Genomic DNA, 17,091 nt, shown 5'->3' with positions numbered 1-17,091 from the left:
TCATCACTCGAGCGAGACGGCGATCGTCGTTGAACGACGCCGGGTGTCCGGCGACGACCTGTTACGACGAAACGGGCCGAAAGAGCGACCAGTGGGGCAGGGGTGGCGCTTTCGAACCGAATCCGGCTGGTCACGCCGACGTGGCACGCGCCAGTCGTTCGACGTGAATCGGCCGGGTGTGTGAGTCGTCCAGCCGATTCGACTAACTGTACCGTCTCTCGTCTTGACTCCGGTACTGACAGCGAAACACAATAGCGTCGGCGGTCGTCTCGAGACGGAACAAAACGAAGCGAGTCCGGTGACCGGCCGGTCAGGCGGTGACGCCGAGGTACGTATCGAGGATCTCTTCGTCGGCCTCGAGTTCTTCGGAGGTGCCTTCCCAGACGATCTCGCCCTGGTTGATGACGTAGTTGCGGTCGGCGAGCGCGAGCCCGACGTGGACGTTCTGCTCGACGAGCAGGACCGTGATGCCGCGGTCGTTGAGCTCGCGGACGATGTCCATCACGTCCTGGACGATGTAGGGGGCGAGCCCCTCGGTGGGTTCGTCGAGCAGGACGACGTCGGCACCGCCGACGAGCGCTCGAGCGATCGCGAGCATCTGCTGTTCGCCGCCCGAGAGCGACGAGCCGGCGTTCTCCGTCCGCTCTTTGAGGTTCTCGAACATGTCGAGGGCCTCGTCGATCGACATCGAGTCGGCGTCCGTTCCGCCGCCTAAGTCGGCGATCTCTAAGTTCTCCATGACGGTAAGCTCGGGGAAGATCCGGCGTTCCTCGGGAACGAGCGAGATCCCGCGCTTTACCGTCTCGGTCGCGTCGAGGTCGGAGATGTCGTCACCGCGGTAGACGACGGAGCCGGACGTCGGGTGGATGATGCCCATGATCGTCCGCAGCGTGGTCGTCTTCCCGGCGCCGTTGCGGCCGACCAGCGAGACGACTTCGCCTTCCCGAATCTCGAGGGAGAGATCGTGAAGGACCTTCGTCTCGCCGTAGCCCGAGTGGATGCCATCGACCGTGAGGATCGGGTTGGTGCTCATTCGACCATCCCCCCGAGGTAGGCGTCCTGGACGGCCTGATCGTTTGCGACCTCCTCCGGCGTTCCCTCCGCGAGGATCTCGCCACGGTTCAACACGGTGATTCGATCGGAGAGCGTCATGACGAGTTCGATGTCGTGTTCGATCAGCAACAGGGTCTGGTCGACCAGCACCTCCTCGATCAGGTCGATCGTCCCCTGGGTCTCCTCGACGCTCATCCCGGCGGTCGGCTCGTCGAACAGGACGAGGTCGGGGTCGGTGGCCAACACGACGCCGATCTCGAGGCGCCGTCGGTCACCGTAGGCGAGTGCGTCCGCTTCCTCCTCGGCGAGGTCTTCGAGTCCGACCCGCTCGAGGATGCGGTCGGTATCCTCGTTCATTCGTTCGTACTGGTCGGTCGGTTTGAACAGCGACTCGACGAAGTTGTACTCGTCGCGATGGACCGACTGGGCCGCGAGTCTGACGTTCTCGCGGACGGAGAGCCCGCCGAAGATATTCGATATCTGGAACGATCGACCGATCCCGCGGCGAACGCGCTGGGGAGGCGAGAGGTCGGTGATGTCCTCGCCGTCGAAGTAGATCGCGCCGTCGGTGACCGGGAGCGCGCCCGAGATCAGGTTGAACAGCGTGGTCTTGCCCGCGCCGTTCGGGCCGATGATGCTCCGGAACTCCCCGCGTTCGACCTCGAGGTCGACGTGGTCGGTCGCGGTGAACTCGCCGAACTTCTTGACGAGGCCGTCGGTCTGAAGGATCGTGTCCCCGCCGACGGCTTGTTCCCGTTCCTGTGCGTCCATGGCCATCAGTCATCACCCCTCGTGCTTGAGTCCTCCGGCGACGGTTCAGGCTGTGGACCTGGCCCGCCCGGCAGGTGGGGTGCGAGCAGTTCCGGCACCGAGACCAGTCCCCGGGGCAGGAAGATCACGAACAGGACGAAGATCGTCCCGAGCACGAGTCGCCAGCGGTCGGTGAACCCCGTGAGGAAGTACTCGAGGGTGAAAAACGAGAACGAACCGATGATCGGCCCGTAGAGCGTCCCCATCCCACCGAGGATGACCATCACGATCACCTCACCGGAGACCATCCACTCGGCGGTGGCCGGGAAGACGCGCCCCGAGAAGAGGGTGTACAGCCCGCCTGCCATGCCAGCGAGTGCACCGCTGACGACGAACGCCCGGCGCTTGTAGACGGTCGTATCGTAGCCGAGGAACGTCGCCCGTTGCTCGTTCTCGCGGATGGATTTGAGCACCGAGCCGAACGGCGATCGGAGCATCCGCCGGGTCAATAAGAACCCGGCCACCAGCGCCGCCAGGGCGATGTAGTAGAACAGCGATCGACCGGTGAGCACCGTCGGACCGACGAAGATACCGATCTCGTTGAGGTCGACGCCGACGCCGGCGATCCCGTAGTAGGCGTCGAGCCCGAAGATTCCTTCAGAGCCGCCGGTGAGTTCACGTTCCTCGCCGAACAGCTCGACTGTATCGAGCCGATAGACTGCGTTGTAGAACAGCTCGGCGAACGCGAGTGTGATCATCGCGAAGTAGACACCGGCCACCCTGATCGAGACGAAGCCGACGAACCACGCGATCACCGCGGAAACCGCGATTGCCAGGACGAGTGCGACGATCGCCGACTCGGTGACGTTCACCAGCGTGATCGCGACTGCGTACGCGCCGAGTCCGTAGAACAGCGCGTGACCGAGCGACACCAGCCCAGTGTAGCCCATCACGAAGTCGAGACTGAGTGCGAACAGCCCCCAGATCAGGATCTCGATCAACAGGGTGACGACGAACGTCGAGTACAGCGTTCCCGCACCGAGGGGGACCAGCGCGAGTAAGACGATCATCGCGATCCCCAGTCGATTGCGCGTCTGTGGATCGAGGAAGCCGCCTTTGGTCCCGGTGAGTAACTCGCCACTCTCGTCTTCGGGTGCCTCGGTACCGAACAGCCCCTGTGGCCGAATCAGGAGGATTCCGATCATCAACAGGAAGATCACCATCCCCTCGAGGAACGGGAAGTACGGCCGCAGGATCGACTCCTGGAGGATGCCGACGAACAGGCCGCCGACGACGGCACCCTTGAAGCTCCCCAGCCCGCCGAGGACGACGATGACGAACGCCGGGATGATGACGGACATCCCCATCTCGGGGTTGACCTGCCTGCTCCCGGCGAGAATGATGCCGGCGAACGCGGCCAGCGCCGCCCCCATGCCGAAGACCAGCGAGTAGTACCGATCGATGTTGATCCCGAGATTCCGGACCATCTGTCGGTCCTGCGAGCCGGCCCGGATGATGAGCCCGTACCTGGTGTGTTCGAGCATCGCCCAGACGGCGACGGCCATCAGCCCGCCGGCGACGATGATGAAGAGGTTGTACGCGCTCACGCTGAGCCCGAGCAGCGGAATCGTTCCGGTGATGATTCCTGGCCGCGGCACGCTCGAGGCGCCGGGCCCCCAGATCAGGTAGATCAGGTCGTTCAACACCAGTACCAGACCGAACGTCAGCAGGATGTGATAGAGTGGGTTTCGCCCGTACAGTGGCTGGACGGTGTACCGTTCGATCGCCACGCCGATGACGCCGACGATCAACGGCGCGATCAGCAACGCGGCAAAAAACGCCGAGCCACCGAACGGAGCGATCAGCGCCAGCGCGAAGTACGCACCGAGTGCGAACATCTCACCGTGGGCGAAGTTGATGACGTGCATGACGCCGAAGATGACCGAGAGCCCTGCGGCGAGCAGTACGTATACGACACCGAGCGTCAACCCATCGAAGAGCTGTTGTATAATTGCGCCAACCATAATGTGGAGAATTTTTGCTGGTTACCGTTCGCAGCCGGTCTCTTCACAGTCCGGGATCGCTTCCTCGCCGTCGAGTCCGGTCAGGATCTCGACGTCGGCGACGTCGCCATCGTCAGGTTCGACGAGTTCGCCCATCCAGACCGGGTTCACTGCCTGCCCGTCACACTCGCGGAACTCGTTGGGACCGAAGATGGTCTCGTGCTGGAGGCCGCCGAGGACGTCTTTTACGACGTCCGGGTCACGCGAGCCGGCTTCCTGGATGCCACGGGCGAGCATCCGGATCGACTCGAATCCGACCCGGGAGAAGTTGTCCGGCAACTCGCCGTCGAACTTCTCCTGATAGGCCTCGACGAACTCCTGATTGTCGCCGGTGTCGAGATCGTGTGAGTATCGGATGCCGCTGTAGGTACCGACGGCCCCAAGTCCGGCACCGCCTCGAACGGGCGTGAACGACGCCGTCGTCGTCACGATGGGGATGTCGTCTTGCAGCCCGCGCTCGCCGGCCTGTGAGAGGAAGATCGCGAGGTCAGCCCCCGTCATTCCAACTACGAGGGCGTCGGCCTCGTCGGCGGCGTTCTGGATCTGGGTGATGAACGCGTCGAAATCCGTCGAACCGGGATCGGATGCGGTCTCGCCGACGTTCTCGTAGGAGCCGCTTATCGACTCCATCCGTTTCTCGAACTCGTCCCGGACCGACTCGCCGTAGACGTAGTCGGCGATGTGATAGAAGATCTGATCGCCGAGTTCGTCGTACGTCCACTGAGCCATCACTTCCGTCATCTGGGCGGTGTTCGTCTCGAACCGGAAGACGTACTCGTTGCACTCCGATCCGGTGATCGAGATGTCCGCCGCCCCCGGCGTGTACACGGCCCCTTCACGGCCGGCGATGTCGGCGACCGCCAGCGCGGACGAACTGCTGATCGCGCCGGTGAGGAAGTTGGCGCCGTAGTCCTCGATGGCTTCCTCGGCCTCGCGACTGGCCGTCGCGGGGTTGGTTTGCGTATCGAACTCCTCGTACTCGAACTCGAAGTCGAACTCGTCGCTCTCATTGACCCATTCGATGCCGAGTTCGTTCCCCTGCATTCGCTCTGCGCCGAGTGCGCTGAACTCGCCGGTGAGTGGCTCGAGGATGCCGAGGGTGACCGTGTCGAAGTCCTCGTCGTCGCCGTCGTCATCGTCGGTGGCCGTCGGATCCCCCACACAGCCTGCCAGCCCGGCCACGCCCGCGACGCTTCCGGCTGATACTGCCCTGATAAACTGACGTCTACTCCCACGGAGCTTGGTATCTCGAATCACAATCTCAATCATGCAGAAACCTGCATAAAACTTCACCCGGTTATAGACGCGTTTTATATTATCTGTGCCGATTAATCGACGCACTTCAACGCAGGTAACGACCACACTCGTTGCACACTCCGCGAACGATAACCCCGGGTTGGGACTTCGAAAACGTGAATTATCGTTTCCGAAACCGGGTTTTCGATTGGACGGAAGACGGTTTCCCGCTGCACTCCGGCCTTCTCACCGATCACTCCGCGCGCTTGATCAGGAACTTCATGTCGCCCTCGAAGACGACGTCGTCGTCCTGGTTCGTCATCGTCGTGTCGATGGTGACCAGGCCCACGTCGTCGCGACTCGAGAGCTCTTTCGTCTTCGTGACCTCCATGTCGAGGCTGATCGTGTCGTCCATGTAGACGGGGTTCGGGATGTCCATGTAGTTCATCCCGAGGAACGCGTAGACGGTGCGCTCGACGATACCGCTCCGGTAGACGAAGCCGGTCGCCAGGCTGAACGTCATCGGGCCGTGGGCGACGCGGCCGTCGAAGTGTCCCTCCTCGGCGTAGTGGCGGTTGGTGTGCAGTTCCGTCCAGTCGCCGGTGAACATCGAGTGGATCGCGAAGTCGGATTCGGTGACGGTGCGGCCGACGCTCTCGAACGTCTGCCCCACTTCGAAGTCTTCGAAGTAGTGGGGCTCGTAGCTGTACGCCATGCCATCTTCTTCTGACAATGCCGATAAATACGTTTTCCTTCGTTCTCGAGCGGTGACAACGTCGGTCGTGTCCGGCGACGGCCGATTCTGTCCCACCCGAGGAGTTATCACGGCCGACTTCGACGGTGAAACCATGTATCAGATACTGGTCGGTATCGACACCAACGTCGACCGGGCGAGCGCACAGGCATCGACGATCGAGTCACTCCCTGCTGCGTCCGAGGAGGTTTCGGCGATCCTCTTTCACGTCTTCCAGGACAACCCCGAGGGTCGCTCGGTGCAACAACTCGACGCCGTTCGGACCGTCGCCAACTCGTTCGACGAAGCAGGGGTCGAGTACGAGTACTACGAGGCGAGCGGCGAGCCCGCGAGCGAACTCATCCGAACGGCCGAAGAACGCGAGGTGGACATGATCTGCCTGTCGGGACGGAAACAGACCCCGACGGGAAAGGTCATCTTCGGCAGCGTCACGCAGGCGGTTATCCTCGGAACGGACGTTCCGGTCGTCACGGTCAGTCCCGAGCGCTGATCGGCCGCCCTCCTCGCATCGTCCCGTCCGGTGGCGAGCGTCGCTGCGACGGTATATAGGGGCCGTACATGTCGTGGTCGGCACTGATTCTCCCGGCGAACGTACACCTAGCCGTGATGACGACCGACACCTGCGCCGCCTGGGACCCCACGAACTGCGAGGGGACCGCAGGCTGTCCGCCACGCTGTCCCCGGTTCGTCGACAAACGCGGCGAGGTTCTCCTGGTCGAACCGCTCACCCCGGCGCGCCGGGAGGCGCTCGTGGCGATGTACGAGGCGTACCCCGACGCTCATCGATCGATGGGACTGCCACCCGTCAGGCGCGTCCGGATCGAAGAGTGGCTCGAGGGTCTCGTCGATCACGGCACGAACTTCGTCGCCCGCGACGGCGATCGGGTCGTCGGCCACGCCGCGTACGCGCCGGCCTCGAGCCTCGAGCCCGAGCTGATCGTCTTCGTCGACCCCGACTACCACGACCGCGGGATCGGGAGCGAACTCTGTCGCCAGTTGATCGCCGCCGCGGCCGACGCCGGTCACGAAGCGCTCGTCCTCGACGTCGACGCGGCGAACGAGCGAGCGATCCACGTCTACCGTCAGATGGGCTTCGAAGTGGTAGCGAACAACGGGAGCGACCGCAGGATGCGGCTCTCGTTCGACGAACCGATCGTCGACGTCGTCCAGTTACCGCCCGCGGAGCGGCCGGCCGGCGCGTAACTGGTGACCTCCACGGAAGTGGCGTCGAAGCAGGTCGTCGTTCGCCCGATTGCTCACGTTTTATTAGGGTCGTGACGCATTCTCGAACCGCATGTACAAGCACGTAGCCTTGCTCGTCCGCAAGGACGGGATGAGCCACGAGGAGTTCATCGACCACTGGCAGACAGTCCACACCCCGATCGCGAAGGAGATCGAGGGCGTCGTCCGCTACCAGCAGGTGCTCCCGGCCGACGCCGAGGCCGCCGAGTTCGACGGCATCGCCGAACTGTTCTTCGAGGATCTCGAGGAACTGTACGACGCGCTGGGAAGCGAGGGCTCTCGTGACTACGACCCCGATCGCGGAAAGGCCAAGGAGGCCCGCGAGGACGTCGACAACTTCCTCGCGATCGACGAACGTCCCCGACTCATCGGTGAGGAGGTAGTCGAGAAAGACGAGGTCGACGGCGATACCGACGGCCTCTACAAACACTCCGCGTTCCTCGTCCGCAAGGAGGGGATGACTCACGAGGAGTTCCTCGACCACTGGGCGAACGAGCACGTCCCGCTCGCCCGGGAGATTCCCGGCGTCGTCCGCTACGCCCGCGTCGTCCCGACCGAACCCGAGCACGCCGAGTTCGACGGCATCGCCGAACTCTACTTCGAGAACCTCGACGCGCTGCGCGCCGGCCTCGGCCACGAGTCCTCCCGCGACTACGACCCCGACCACCCGAAGGCGCTCGCTCCTCGCGAGGACGTCGACAACTTCCTCTCGATCGAGGACCGTCCCCGCTTCGTCGGCCAGGAACGGCTGGTGCGCGCCGACGACCTCGAGTGAGATGACTGACTACGAGACGCAGGTCCGGGCGGCCTACCCCGAACTCGAGTCCATCGCCGACGACGAGCTCCGCGACCAGGTCGTCGAGGCGTGGACCCTCGGCCTCGAGCGCGGCGGCTGGCAGGACGTTGCGGACATCCCCTACGCGTGGAATATCCACGAGGTCACGAACGTCGAGCACGTCCGCGGGGTGACGAAGATCGCCCTCGAGTCCGCGCGAATCCAGCGCGAGTTCCACGGCGCCGACCCCGACGAGGACGTGATCGTCGCCGCCTGCTTACTCCACGACGTGGGCAAGTGCTACGAGTACGTCGACTTCGTCGACGCCGAGCTCCTCGAGGGCACGGACCGCGACCGCTACGCCACCGAGGAGATCCCCCACTCCATCTCCGGCTACGCGCTGGCCCACGAGGTCGGCTGCCCCCTCGAGGTCCAGCGGGCGATCCCCCACTTCCTCGGAGAGGTGCCGAAACGGACGCTCGAGGCCGAACTGGTCAAGTCGGCGAACTCGGCGTCCTCGAACGCCATCACGCAGGCGACGATGGGGATCACCCTAAAAGAGTGGGTGAAACAGTACAGCCAGACGCAGGAGTAGTCTCGGTCCGCGTGCGGCTCGGGATCGATTTTCTGGTCGTTTTTCGTTTCGTCGTTCGGGAACTACGACCAGTGCGTCACGCTCCCCACGAGCCGGCGCTAACGCAGGTAACATCTATTACGCTTCTCACGGTAGTAACAGTCACGATGGCAATCGATCGGGAAACCTTCGAGCGATCGACCGAGGACGAGCTCAGGGAATTGTCAGTTACAGATCAGGTGCTCGGTTTTCTCGCAGCGAACGAGGATCGGGCCTTCAAGGCGGCCGAGATTGCGAGGCGAACCGACCTCGACGAGGGGGCAGTGAGCACCGCGCTCACACGCCTGAAGAAGCGAAGCCTCGTCGAGCACAAGGGAACGTACTGGGCGATTACGACCGACGAGCGACGCCTCGAGGAACACGACGGCTACGCCCGCGCGACCGCGCTGTTCAACGAGCAACTGGGACCGGAGGATCGAGACGAGTGGAAAGAACACGCTCCAGACGAACCCCATCCCAGCCAAACGGAGGGAGAGGAGTGACCGAGGATTCCACGGTCGTCTACGAGCACGGTGACGTCGTGTACGGGAGCGATCCGTACAAGGGAGCGGGCGCCGCACGCCCGTGGCTCGTCGTTTCGAATCACGAGGGACGACCGTTTCACGGGGAGCAGTACATCACCCTCGCACTGACCACCAGGACGTGGATGGATGGACTGCTCGAGATCGAGCCCCACCACTGGATTCGTGGCGGAACTTCGGACGACAGCCGGATCGTGCCGTGGGGTGTCCAATTGCTCGGATCTGACGACATCGACTTCTGGCAGGGTCGAATCGATGGCTCGCTCGTCGGTGAGGCCGTCGAGTCGCTCGTCGAATACGTCCAGAGGTGAGCGATTCTCCGTTCAAGCCAGCGGATCCTGCCGGTAGAGCCAGAGGCTACAGCCCAGGGCGATGACACTGGCGAGTGTCGCGATCCCGAAGGAAACCTGGTAGCCAAGTTCCGTGTAGATCCGCGCGCCGGCGACCAGTTCCCCGGTCCAGTAGACGTCGAGGACGTAGCCGAGGACCGTGGGGAACAGCGCAGCACCGAGAAAGCCCGCGCCGTTGACGGTCGACGTGGAGACGCCGCTCGCGCTGGTCGGGTGGCGTTCTTTGATCAGCGCGTAGCTCAACGTGTACGCCCCGAGCAGGAACCCGGCGCCGAAGTAGACGACCGCGACGACCGCCCGCGGGGGCTGGCCGACGACCGCGAGGACGCCGAAACCGACGACGTAGCCGACGCCGCCGATCACGATCAGGAGCGCGCGGCGCTCGAGTCGGTCCGAGAGCCAGCCGAACGCGGGCGGGCCGATCAGGAGCCCGAAGCTGCCGAGTAGGGTGTACCAGGAGGCGGCCGTCACCGAGACGTCGTACGTCTGAACGACGTAGGGGACGCCCCACAGCCCGAGCAGGGTGATGAGCATCCCCGTCGAGCAGAAGAGCATGACGCTCGTGATCCACGTTTCTCGCTCCCCGAGGACGAGCCGCAGGTTCTCGAGGACGTCTCCGAGCGTCAGCGGCTCCGAATCGGCGTCGCCGACCGGCTCGAAGCCGGCGTCTTCGGGCTTGTCGTCGGCGACCAGGTAGACGACGGCGGCGAATCCCAGCCCGATCACGCCGAGGCCCAGCGTCGTCTCGCGCCAGCCGAACGTCGTCGCGGCGACCGCGAGCGGCGTCGTCGCGAGGATGCCCCCGAGGCCGGCGACGGCGATGCTGAGGCCGTTCATCGTCGCGAACTCCTCCTCGCGGAACCAGCTCGCAGCGAACCGCAGCATCGAGATGAAGATCACCGCGCCGCCGAGACCGATCAGCGCCCGCGAGAGAAAGGCGAGCGGGTAACTGTTCGCGAGCGCGAAGCCGACCGCCCCGACGTTGAGCACGATCGCTCCCCCGGTCGCGGTGCGCTTCGGCCCGGCCCGATCCGCGAGGATTCCCGCCGGCAGCTGCATCAGCGCGTACACGTAGAAAAAGGAGGCGTGTAACGTGCCGAGGGCGGCGCCGCTCGTGTCGAACGCGACCATCAGCCGATCGGCCAGCACGGCCGAGGAGAGTCGGTAAAGGTTCACCAGCAGGAAGACGGCCGCGAGCGTCCCCCAGATGATCCACCGTCTGTAGCGGAGCGTCGACCAGTAGTTCACGTGTCGCGGTACCACTCACCGAGGTACCGAAAACGTTCCGTTCGGTGGACAGCTTTGCCGGTGATTCGGCCCGCCCGAGTCAGGTCGACTCGCACGTCGATGCTCGAGCGCGCCGACGCTTCGTCTACCGCCCCTGCCACTCGGGGTCGCGGTCCTCGAAGAAGGCATCGATGCCCTCGTTCTTGTCCGCGGTGGCGAACAGCTGGGCGAACAGTTCGGCCTCGTACTCGATGCCCTGCTCGAGCCCCATCCGCGAACTCGCCTTCACCGCCTGCTTGGCGAACTCGAGGGCGACGGGGCTCTTTTCGGCCATCGACTCGGCGAGGTCGTAGACCGCCTCGTCGAGTCCCTCGGAGTCGGCACAGACCTCATCGACCAGGCCGATCTCGCGGGCCTCCTCGGCGTCGATCAACTCGCCGGAGAGGATCAGCCGCATGGCCTGTCCCTCGCCGACGAGCCTGGGGAGGCGCTGGGTTCCGCCGCCGCCGGGCATGATCCCGAGGTTGATCTCGGGCTGGCCGATCTTCGCACGCTCGTGGGCGATGCGGACGTCACAGGCCTGGGCGAGTTCACAGCCGCCACCGAGCGCGTGGCCGTTGAGCCGACCGATCACGGGCTGGGGCAGGTCGTCGACGACCTCGTAGACGCGCGGCCGTTTCGAGAACTCACGTTGCGTCAACGCGTCGCGGTCGCGGAACTCGCCGACGTCGGCGCCGGCGACGAACGCCTTGGCCTCGTCGGCACCCGTGAGGACGACGACGCGAACGTCACTGTCGGACACGGCGCCCATCACGTCCTTCAACTCCGCGCGAACTTGTGCGTTGAGCGCGTTGCGCGCGTCCGGTCGGTCGATCGTCACGGTCGCGACGCCGGGGACGCGGTCGCCGACCGACGCGTGGACCGTCTCGCAGTCGTCGGCGACGGCCTCGATCTTCTCGGCGCCGTCGACGGGGCCTTCAGGTACCGTCATCCGTCCACCTCACCGCTGACGCCGACGATCTCGCCGTCCTCCCAGACGTAGAAGCCCTCGCCGGTCTTCTTGCCGAGTTTGCCGGCACGGACCTTGCGCTTGAGCGCCTGTGGCGGGCGGAACCGCTCGCCGAGCTCCTCGCGGAGGTACTCGAGGATGCCCAGCCGGACGTCGAGCCCGACGACGTCGCCCAGTTCGATCGGCCCCATCGGGTGGTTGTAACCCAGTTCCATCGCGGCGTCGATGTCCCGGGGGTCGGCGACGCCCTCCTCGACCATCCGCATCGCCTCGACGCCGAGGGCGACGCCTAGCCGCGAGGAGGCGAAGCCGGGCGAGTCGGTCACCTCGACGGGGGTCTTGTCGATGTCCTCGACGAACTCGTGGGCGAACTCGAGCGTTTCGGCGTCGGTCTGCTCGGCGACGACGATCTCGACCAGCGCCATGATGTGGACGGGGTTGAAGAAATGTAGCCCGATCACCCGGCCGTCGTTCTCGGCGGCGCTCGCGATCTCCGTCACCGACAGCGAGGAGGTGTTCGTCGCGATGATCGCGTCGTCGTCGACCAGTTCGTCGACCTCCTCCATCGTGTTCGTCTTGAGATCCAGGTCCTCCGGGACGGCCTCGATCACGAGGTCCGCGTCGGCGACGGCCTCCTCGAGGTCGGTCGTCCCCGAGAGGCGCTCGAGGGCCGCGTCGGCTTCCTCGCGGGAGACTTTGTCGCGCTCGATGCCGCCTTCGAGATTGGCCTCGATCGACTCGAGGCCGTTCTCGACGTATTCGGTTTCGATGTCCCGGACGATCACGTCGTGGCCGGCCATCGCGGTCACCTGAGCGATTCCGTGACCCATCGTGCCGGCTCCGAGTACTGCAACTTGCATACGCGACACATTCAGGGGTGGTGTCAAAGCGGTTTCCGTTCGAGCGCGAATCGTGTGAGAGCCGAACGGTTTAACCCGGCACCCACAGACCGTTTCAGTGATGACGCAAGCCGAGGCTGTACTCGTCGACGCGGTGCGAACGCCACAGGGGAAAAAAGACGGCGGACTCGCCGAGACCTACCCGGAAGACCTCGTCGCGACGGTGCTCGAGGCGCTGATCGAGCGCACGGGCGTCCCGGCCGAGGAGTGGGACGACTTCCGGCTCGGCTGTGCCAACCAGGAGGCAGAGCAAGGACGGAACCTCGCCCGCCAGTCGCTGCTCGCCGGGGGCTTCCCCGAGACGGTGCCGGGGGCGACGACCACCCGACTGTGTGGCTCCTCGCTCACGACGCTCGTCGACGCCGCCCGCGCGATCGAGACGGGCGACGGCGACGTCTACCCCGTCGCGGGCGTCGAGCACATGAGCCGGATTCCCTTCTCGAGCTGGCTCCACCCCGGCATCGAGGAGCACTACGACGCGGACGAACTTCCGATGGGCGCGACCGCCGAACGCGTCGCCCGGAAGTACGACGTCGGCCGCGACGGACAGGACGCGTTCGCCCTGCGATCCCACGAACGCGCGGTCGACGCCTGGGAGGCGGGCCGGTTCGACGACGAGGTCGTCCCCGTCGAAACTGAGGACGGAACGGTCGACCGCGACGAGGGACCGCGCCCGGAGACCGACCTCGAGACGCTCGCCGGCCTTCCGACCGTGTTCGCCGACGACGACGCGGGGACGGTCACGCCGGGCAACGCCTCGCCGCTGACCGACGGCGCGGCCGGCCTGCTCGTGACCAGCGCCGAGTACGCCGACGAGCACGACCTCGAGGTGCTCGCGCGCGTTCACTCCCGCGGGGTCGCCGGCGTCGACCCGCGCGTGATGGGAATCGGCCCGGTCCCCGCGACGCAGAACGCGCTCGAGGGCACCGACCTCACCGTCGACGACCTCGATCTCGTGGAGCTCAACGAGGCCTTCGCCTCCCAGAGCCTCTACTGTCAACGCGAACTCGGTATCGACGACGAGAAGCTGAACGTCAACGGCGGCGCCATCGCGCTCGGCCACCCGCTGGGCTGCTCGGGGGCACGCATCGCGACGACGCTGCTGCACGAACTGAAGCGCCGCGACGGCCGGTACGGACTCGCGACGATGTGCGTCGGCTTCGGCCAGGGCGTGGCGGTCGTGTTCGAGCGGCCCTGACTACTCATCTTTCTCCGTCGCCTCGAGCCACTCCGCTCTCGACTCCGTCCCGAGTTCCCCCTCGAGGAACGAGACCGTCGAGCTGTAGACGAACGCGTTCTTGACGGCCTCGAGATCGCCGATCGTCCAGCCGGACTCCTCGTCTCCGACGAGGCCGCGATCGTGGAGCCGCTCGAGGGTCGCCCAGGTCGAACTCTCGGTCGCGTCGACCCGGTCGGCGATCTCCCCTGACTCGAACGTCGAGCGATCGATAATGGCGGTTGTAACTGGTTACCAGTGATCGCCCCACCGGGACGGCGATCACCGGCAAGAGGCTACACCCATCGGTATGAGACCACTACGAAAGCCCCTGACTCGCTCGACCCTCCGGGCCTCGTTGCGCTCCTCACTTCGTTGCGGTGCTTACGTCGTCCGGGAGGAATCGAGCGAGTCAGCCCCTTTCATTCCCACCCGTGTCGGCTGCGTAGCCGTTCACAGCGGGTGGGAAAAAGGGGCTGCCGGCTCCGGGAAGACGGACGACGCAAGCACGTGACCGGAGGGAACGCGCGCAGCGAGTCCCTCGACCGGAGCCGGCAGGGGCTTTCGTAGTGGTCAGAGTCCCCGTGGTAATTCAACGCACCATCAAAGAACGTCACTCGAGAACTCGAACGAGCCGACGTCAGTCCTCGAGCAGCCGCATCTTGAACCCGTAGCGGGTCACGCCCTCCTGGGTGTAGATCCGGCGGATCGTCGCCTCGACGCGGTCGCCGACGGCCACCGTTTCGTCGCCGACGGTGAGTACCTGCGTCGGCGTCGAGACGGTCTCGTCGTCCTCGCCGCCGGGTCCGTCGAGGGCGACGACGGCGCTCACGAACGCGCCCTCCCGAGCCTGCTGTTCGACGAACTCCGGCGGCGCGCCGCCCTGGCCGATGACTGTCGCGGCCTCCACGGTGCCGGTGCCGGGGAGTTCGACTTCCTCGAACTCCTCGAGCGCGCCACAGCTCGTACACGCGCCCTCGGGCGGGAACGCGAGCGCGCCACACTCGGTACAGCGGCCGGCGACGAGCCGGTGACGCTGGGGGATGGTGCGCTTCCAGCTGGGGACGCTGACGTAGGCGCCGCCGCCGTCGGGCTCGCCGGGGGTGACGTCGCCGCGCATCCGGAGGTACTCGCCGTAGCCGAGGCTCGCCTCGCCCTCGAGGTCGGTCTCGACGGCCACCCCATCGGCGTCGACGGCCATCGCGGTCGCGCCGCCGCCGGAGCCGTAGCCGAGCAGAACGAGGTCGGTGTGGCCGGCCTCGAGTGCGCTCGCGACTCCGAGGAGGACACTCGCCGCGCCCGTGTCGCCGAGTTCGTGGACGGTGGTGCCCGCCTGGATCGCGCCAGCGTCGACGCCGAGCGCACCCGCGGCGCGATAGGGGAGCTTGCCGTTGGCTGCCTGCAGGCAGACGGCGTCGACCTCGGCGAGGTCGGCCTCGAGGCCCGCCGCCGCGGCCGCGACGGTTTCGGTGAACGCCCGACGGTCGTACTGGGTGACGCCGAGGCCGGTCGTCTCTGCCGATCCTCGGGGGCGGAACCGGGTACCGGGGAAGAGGCCGACGTGCTCGGCGGCGTCGGTCAGGGAACCGGGGCTGTCGGGCGTCAGGACCACTGCGGCCGCACCGGCCCCAGCCGCGTGCTCGAGCTCGTCGTCCGGCGCGCCGCGGGGGGCGTCGCTCGCGACGACGAGGACGGTCGCGTCCTCGCCCGCCTCGAGGCCCGTCGCAAGTGCGTCGACGCCGGCGCGGGTGGAGCCGGTGAGCTGGCGCGTCTCGAGGTCGTCGGAAAGGCCGAGGAAGCTGGCGAGGCGGGCGGTAACCGCCTCCTCCTCGTAGGGCGGGGTGGTCGTCCCGAGATATAGGTGGGTGATCGCGTCGGGGTCGACGTCGCCGGCCGAGAGCGCGCGGGTTGCGGCCTCGTAGGCCATCGTCAGCGTGTCCTCGTCGCCCGCGGGGACGGCCGTTTCGGAGACGCCGGCGCCGTGGAACTGCCCCCAGGCGTCGGTGACGGCGTCGGCAGTCAGGCGGTAGCGCGGTGCGTACGCGCCGACGCTCGCGATTCCCAGGCCCGTCATCGGGCCACCCCCTCGTTCTCGAAGACGTGAACCACGGAGGCACCGCCGCTGCCGCCGACGTTGTGGGTGAGGCCGTATTTCGGGTCCTCGAGCTGACGTGCTCCCGCCTGGCCTGTGAGCTGGTCGAACGCCTCGACGACCTGGCCCGTGCCGGTCGCGCCGATGGGGTGGCCCTTCGACTTGAGCCCGCCGGAAGTATTGACCGGGAGGTCGCCGTCGGGGTCGGTAACGCCCTCTCGCAGCAGCCGGGCCGCGCCACCCGGCTCGCAGAAGCCCAGATCCTCGTAGGCGATCAGCTCGGCGATGGCGAAACAGTCGTGGACCTCGGCGAAGTCGAGGTCGTCGGGTTCGATGCCGGCCTGTTCGTAGGCGGTTTCGCCCGCGACCTGGGAGGCCGAGATTTCGGTGTAGCTGTCGCGCTCGGCGAGGCCGACGCGCTCGCTGGCCGCGCCGACGCCCGCGACGCGGACGCGCTCGTCGGTGAACTCGCTCACGACGTCCTCGCTCGCCAGCAGCGCGACCGCCGCGCCGTCGGAGGTCGGACAGCAGTGGTAGAGGTTGAGGGGGTCGGCGACGGCCGGCGCGGAGACGGCGTCCTCGAGCGAGCACTCGAAGCCGAGGTGGGCCTTCGGGTTCTTCGCGCCGTTTCCGTGGTTCTTCACCGCGACGCGCGAGAGATCCTCTTTCGTCGCGTCGTACTCCTGCATGTAGGCGCTGGCCATCTGAGCGTAGACGCCGGAGAAGGTGGTGCCAGTGAGGCGCTCCCACTCGGTCTCGCCGGAGACGCCGAGCCAGTACTTGGTGACGTCGCCGGAGAGGTCGGTCATCACCTCGTAGCCGCCGGCGAGGGCGACGTCGGCCAGTCCGCTCTTGATCGCCTGAACGGCCTGGCGGACGGCGAAGCCGCCGGCGCCGCAGGCGTTCTCGATGCGCGAGCAGGGCACGTTGTGGAGGCCGACGTGCTCGGTCACCGCCGGGCCGGAGAGACCGAGCTGTCGGCCGCCGACGCCCAGACTGCCAACGGCCGCCTCGTCGATCTCGTCGGTGTCGATTCCGTGGTCGACGCTGTCACGGGCCGCAGCGAACGCCTCGGCGAAGAGGTCCCGGTAGCTCCGATCCGGGAACGCGCCGAAGGCGGTCTGTCCTGCGCCGATGACGTAGACATCCCGCATAGTCGTGCGTTGTCACGGTGGGGGATATAGCTTCTGAAGCCTCATACGGTCTATTGTGATTCTTTACCGGTGATCGCTGATCCGCTTGAGCGATCACCGGCAAAACTTACAATGAT

General features: G+C 66.1%; 17 protein-coding genes. 7 read left to right on the top strand and 10 right to left on the bottom strand.

Features of this window, described 5'->3' with window-relative positions:
• Window positions 1-310: 310 nt before the first annotated feature.
• The 5 genes from NMQ09_RS15305 to NMQ09_RS15285 form a co-directional block, all read right to left on the bottom strand.
• Window positions 311-1,033: an ABC transporter ATP-binding protein gene (locus NMQ09_RS15305; protein WP_255191451.1), complete on the bottom strand. Its 723-nt coding sequence runs from the start codon at window positions 1,031-1,033 to the stop codon at window positions 311-313.
• Entirely contained in the window at window positions 1,030-1,830 is an 801-nt protein-coding gene (locus NMQ09_RS15300; RefSeq protein ID WP_255191450.1) for an ABC transporter ATP-binding protein, read from the bottom strand. Before NMQ09_RS15300 ends, NMQ09_RS15305 begins: the two co-directional genes overlap by 4 nt.
• The gene (locus tag NMQ09_RS15295) at window positions 1,830-3,827 is read right to left on the bottom strand and encodes an ABC transporter permease (RefSeq protein WP_255191449.1); all 1,998 of its coding nucleotides are present in this window, start codon (window positions 3,825-3,827) and stop codon (window positions 1,830-1,832) included. Before NMQ09_RS15295 ends, NMQ09_RS15300 begins: the two co-directional genes overlap by 1 nt.
• 21 nt (window positions 3,828-3,848) lie before the next feature.
• Window positions 3,849-5,027 carry an ABC transporter substrate-binding protein gene (locus NMQ09_RS15290; RefSeq protein WP_425607243.1) on the bottom strand — a complete coding sequence of 393 codons (1,179 nt, stop codon included), beginning with the start codon at window positions 5,025-5,027 and terminating at the stop codon, window positions 3,849-3,851.
• A 328-nt stretch (window positions 5,028-5,355) separates the two neighbouring features.
• Window positions 5,356-5,817, bottom strand: coding sequence for a MaoC/PaaZ C-terminal domain-containing protein (locus NMQ09_RS15285; protein WP_255191447.1), 462 nt, complete (start codon window positions 5,815-5,817; stop codon window positions 5,356-5,358).
• A 133-nt stretch (window positions 5,818-5,950) separates the two neighbouring features.
• On the opposite strand from NMQ09_RS15285, the gene NMQ09_RS15280 reads away from it, so the two are divergent.
• The 6 genes from NMQ09_RS15280 to NMQ09_RS15255 all read left to right on the top strand — a co-directional run bounded on the left by NMQ09_RS15280 (window position 5,951) and on the right by NMQ09_RS15255 (window position 9,339).
• Window positions 5,951-6,346 (top strand): universal stress protein, encoded by a 396-nt coding sequence (locus tag NMQ09_RS15280; RefSeq protein ID WP_255191446.1) that lies wholly within the window; start codon window positions 5,951-5,953, stop codon window positions 6,344-6,346.
• Between the two features lie 116 nt (window positions 6,347-6,462).
• Window positions 6,463-7,059 carry a GNAT family N-acetyltransferase gene (locus NMQ09_RS15275; RefSeq protein ID WP_255191445.1) on the top strand — a complete coding sequence of 199 codons (597 nt, stop codon included), beginning with the start codon at window positions 6,463-6,465 and terminating at the stop codon, window positions 7,057-7,059.
• A gap of 91 nt (window positions 7,060-7,150) precedes the next feature.
• A complete protein-coding gene (locus NMQ09_RS15270) occupies window positions 7,151-7,873 on the top strand; it encodes an EthD domain-containing protein (protein ID WP_255191444.1) in 723 nt (240 codons plus the stop codon).
• 1 nt (window position 7,874) lies between these two features.
• The gene (locus NMQ09_RS15265) at window positions 7,875-8,468 is read left to right on the top strand and encodes an HD domain-containing protein (RefSeq protein WP_255191443.1); all 594 of its coding nucleotides are present in this window, start codon (window positions 7,875-7,877) and stop codon (window positions 8,466-8,468) included.
• 146 nt (window positions 8,469-8,614) lie between these two features.
• Window positions 8,615-8,989: a MarR family transcriptional regulator gene (locus tag NMQ09_RS15260; RefSeq protein ID WP_255191442.1), complete on the top strand. Its 375-nt coding sequence runs from the start codon at window positions 8,615-8,617 to the stop codon at window positions 8,987-8,989.
• Window positions 8,986-9,339, top strand: coding sequence for a type II toxin-antitoxin system PemK/MazF family toxin (locus NMQ09_RS15255; protein ID WP_255191441.1), 354 nt, complete (start codon window positions 8,986-8,988; stop codon window positions 9,337-9,339). The genes NMQ09_RS15260 and NMQ09_RS15255 overlap by 4 nt, the downstream gene beginning before the upstream one ends.
• A 12-nt stretch (window positions 9,340-9,351) precedes the next feature.
• Here NMQ09_RS15255 and NMQ09_RS15250 read toward each other — a convergent pair whose 3' ends face one another.
• From NMQ09_RS15250 to NMQ09_RS15240, 3 genes are all read right to left on the bottom strand, one after another.
• Window positions 9,352-10,626: an MFS transporter gene (locus NMQ09_RS15250; protein WP_255191440.1), complete on the bottom strand. Its 1,275-nt coding sequence runs from the start codon at window positions 10,624-10,626 to the stop codon at window positions 9,352-9,354.
• A gap of 124 nt (window positions 10,627-10,750) precedes the next feature.
• Window positions 10,751-11,596, bottom strand: a complete 846-nt coding sequence (locus NMQ09_RS15245) for an enoyl-CoA hydratase/isomerase family protein (protein ID WP_255191439.1) — start codon at window positions 11,594-11,596, stop codon at window positions 10,751-10,753.
• A complete protein-coding gene (locus NMQ09_RS15240; protein WP_255191438.1) occupies window positions 11,593-12,474 on the bottom strand; it encodes a 3-hydroxyacyl-CoA dehydrogenase family protein in 882 nt (293 codons plus the stop codon). Before NMQ09_RS15240 ends, NMQ09_RS15245 begins: the two co-directional genes overlap by 4 nt.
• A 100-nt stretch (window positions 12,475-12,574) precedes the next feature.
• On the opposite strand from NMQ09_RS15240, the gene NMQ09_RS15235 reads away from it, so the two are divergent.
• Complete coding sequence (locus tag NMQ09_RS15235; protein WP_255191437.1) at window positions 12,575-13,711, top strand: thiolase family protein; 1,137 nt, start codon at window positions 12,575-12,577, stop codon at window positions 13,709-13,711.
• Window positions 13,712-14,369: 658 nt separating this feature from the next.
• On the opposite strand, the gene NMQ09_RS15230 is transcribed toward NMQ09_RS15235, so the two are convergent.
• Together NMQ09_RS15230 and NMQ09_RS15225 are read right to left on the bottom strand one after the other, a co-directional pair.
• Window positions 14,370-15,803, bottom strand: coding sequence for a zinc ribbon domain-containing protein (locus NMQ09_RS15230; RefSeq protein ID WP_255191436.1), 1,434 nt, complete (start codon window positions 15,801-15,803; stop codon window positions 14,370-14,372).
• Complete coding sequence (locus NMQ09_RS15225) at window positions 15,800-16,975, bottom strand: thiolase domain-containing protein (RefSeq protein WP_255191435.1); 1,176 nt, start codon at window positions 16,973-16,975, stop codon at window positions 15,800-15,802. The genes NMQ09_RS15230 and NMQ09_RS15225 overlap by 4 nt, the downstream gene beginning before the upstream one ends.
• Window positions 16,976-17,091: the final 116 nt, after the last annotated feature.

Origin of the sequence: Natronobeatus ordinarius, assembly GCF_024362485.1 — an archaeon.
Classification (GTDB): Archaea; Halobacteriota; Halobacteria; order Halobacteriales; family Natrialbaceae; genus Natronobeatus; species Natronobeatus ordinarius.
Note: the sequence above shows the minus strand (reverse complement) of the source record. Positions and strands in the feature narration are given on the sequence as shown.

Excerpts from the sequence above, each read along its gene's own strand:
- NMQ09_RS15305 (WP_255191451.1), bottom strand. The coding sequence starts at position 1,033 with ATGAGCACCAACCCGATCCTCACGGTCGATGGCATCCACTCGGGCTAC.
- NMQ09_RS15300 (WP_255191450.1), bottom strand. The coding sequence starts at position 1,830 with ATGGCCATGGACGCACAGGAACGGGAACAAGCCGTCGGCGGGGACACG.
- NMQ09_RS15295 (WP_255191449.1), bottom strand. The coding sequence starts at position 3,827 with ATGGTTGGCGCAATTATACAACAGCTCTTCGATGGGTTGACGCTCGGT.
- NMQ09_RS15285 (WP_255191447.1), bottom strand. The coding sequence starts at position 5,817 with ATGGCGTACAGCTACGAGCCCCACTACTTCGAAGACTTCGAAGTGGGG.
- NMQ09_RS15280 (WP_255191446.1), top strand. The coding sequence starts at position 5,951 with ATGTATCAGATACTGGTCGGTATCGACACCAACGTCGACCGGGCGAGC.
- NMQ09_RS15275 (WP_255191445.1), top strand. The coding sequence starts at position 6,463 with ATGACGACCGACACCTGCGCCGCCTGGGACCCCACGAACTGCGAGGGG.
- NMQ09_RS15270 (WP_255191444.1), top strand. The coding sequence starts at position 7,151 with ATGTACAAGCACGTAGCCTTGCTCGTCCGCAAGGACGGGATGAGCCAC.
- NMQ09_RS15265 (WP_255191443.1), top strand. The coding sequence starts at position 7,875 with ATGACTGACTACGAGACGCAGGTCCGGGCGGCCTACCCCGAACTCGAG.
- NMQ09_RS15260 (WP_255191442.1), top strand. The coding sequence starts at position 8,615 with ATGGCAATCGATCGGGAAACCTTCGAGCGATCGACCGAGGACGAGCTC.
- NMQ09_RS15245 (WP_255191439.1), bottom strand. The coding sequence starts at position 11,596 with ATGACGGTACCTGAAGGCCCCGTCGACGGCGCCGAGAAGATCGAGGCC.
- NMQ09_RS15240 (WP_255191438.1), bottom strand. The coding sequence starts at position 12,474 with ATGCAAGTTGCAGTACTCGGAGCCGGCACGATGGGTCACGGAATCGCT.
- NMQ09_RS15235 (WP_255191437.1), top strand. The coding sequence starts at position 12,575 with ATGACGCAAGCCGAGGCTGTACTCGTCGACGCGGTGCGAACGCCACAG.
- NMQ09_RS15230 (WP_255191436.1), bottom strand. The coding sequence starts at position 15,803 with ATGACGGGCCTGGGAATCGCGAGCGTCGGCGCGTACGCACCGCGCTAC.
- NMQ09_RS15225 (WP_255191435.1), bottom strand. The coding sequence starts at position 16,975 with ATGCGGGATGTCTACGTCATCGGCGCAGGACAGACCGCCTTCGGCGCG.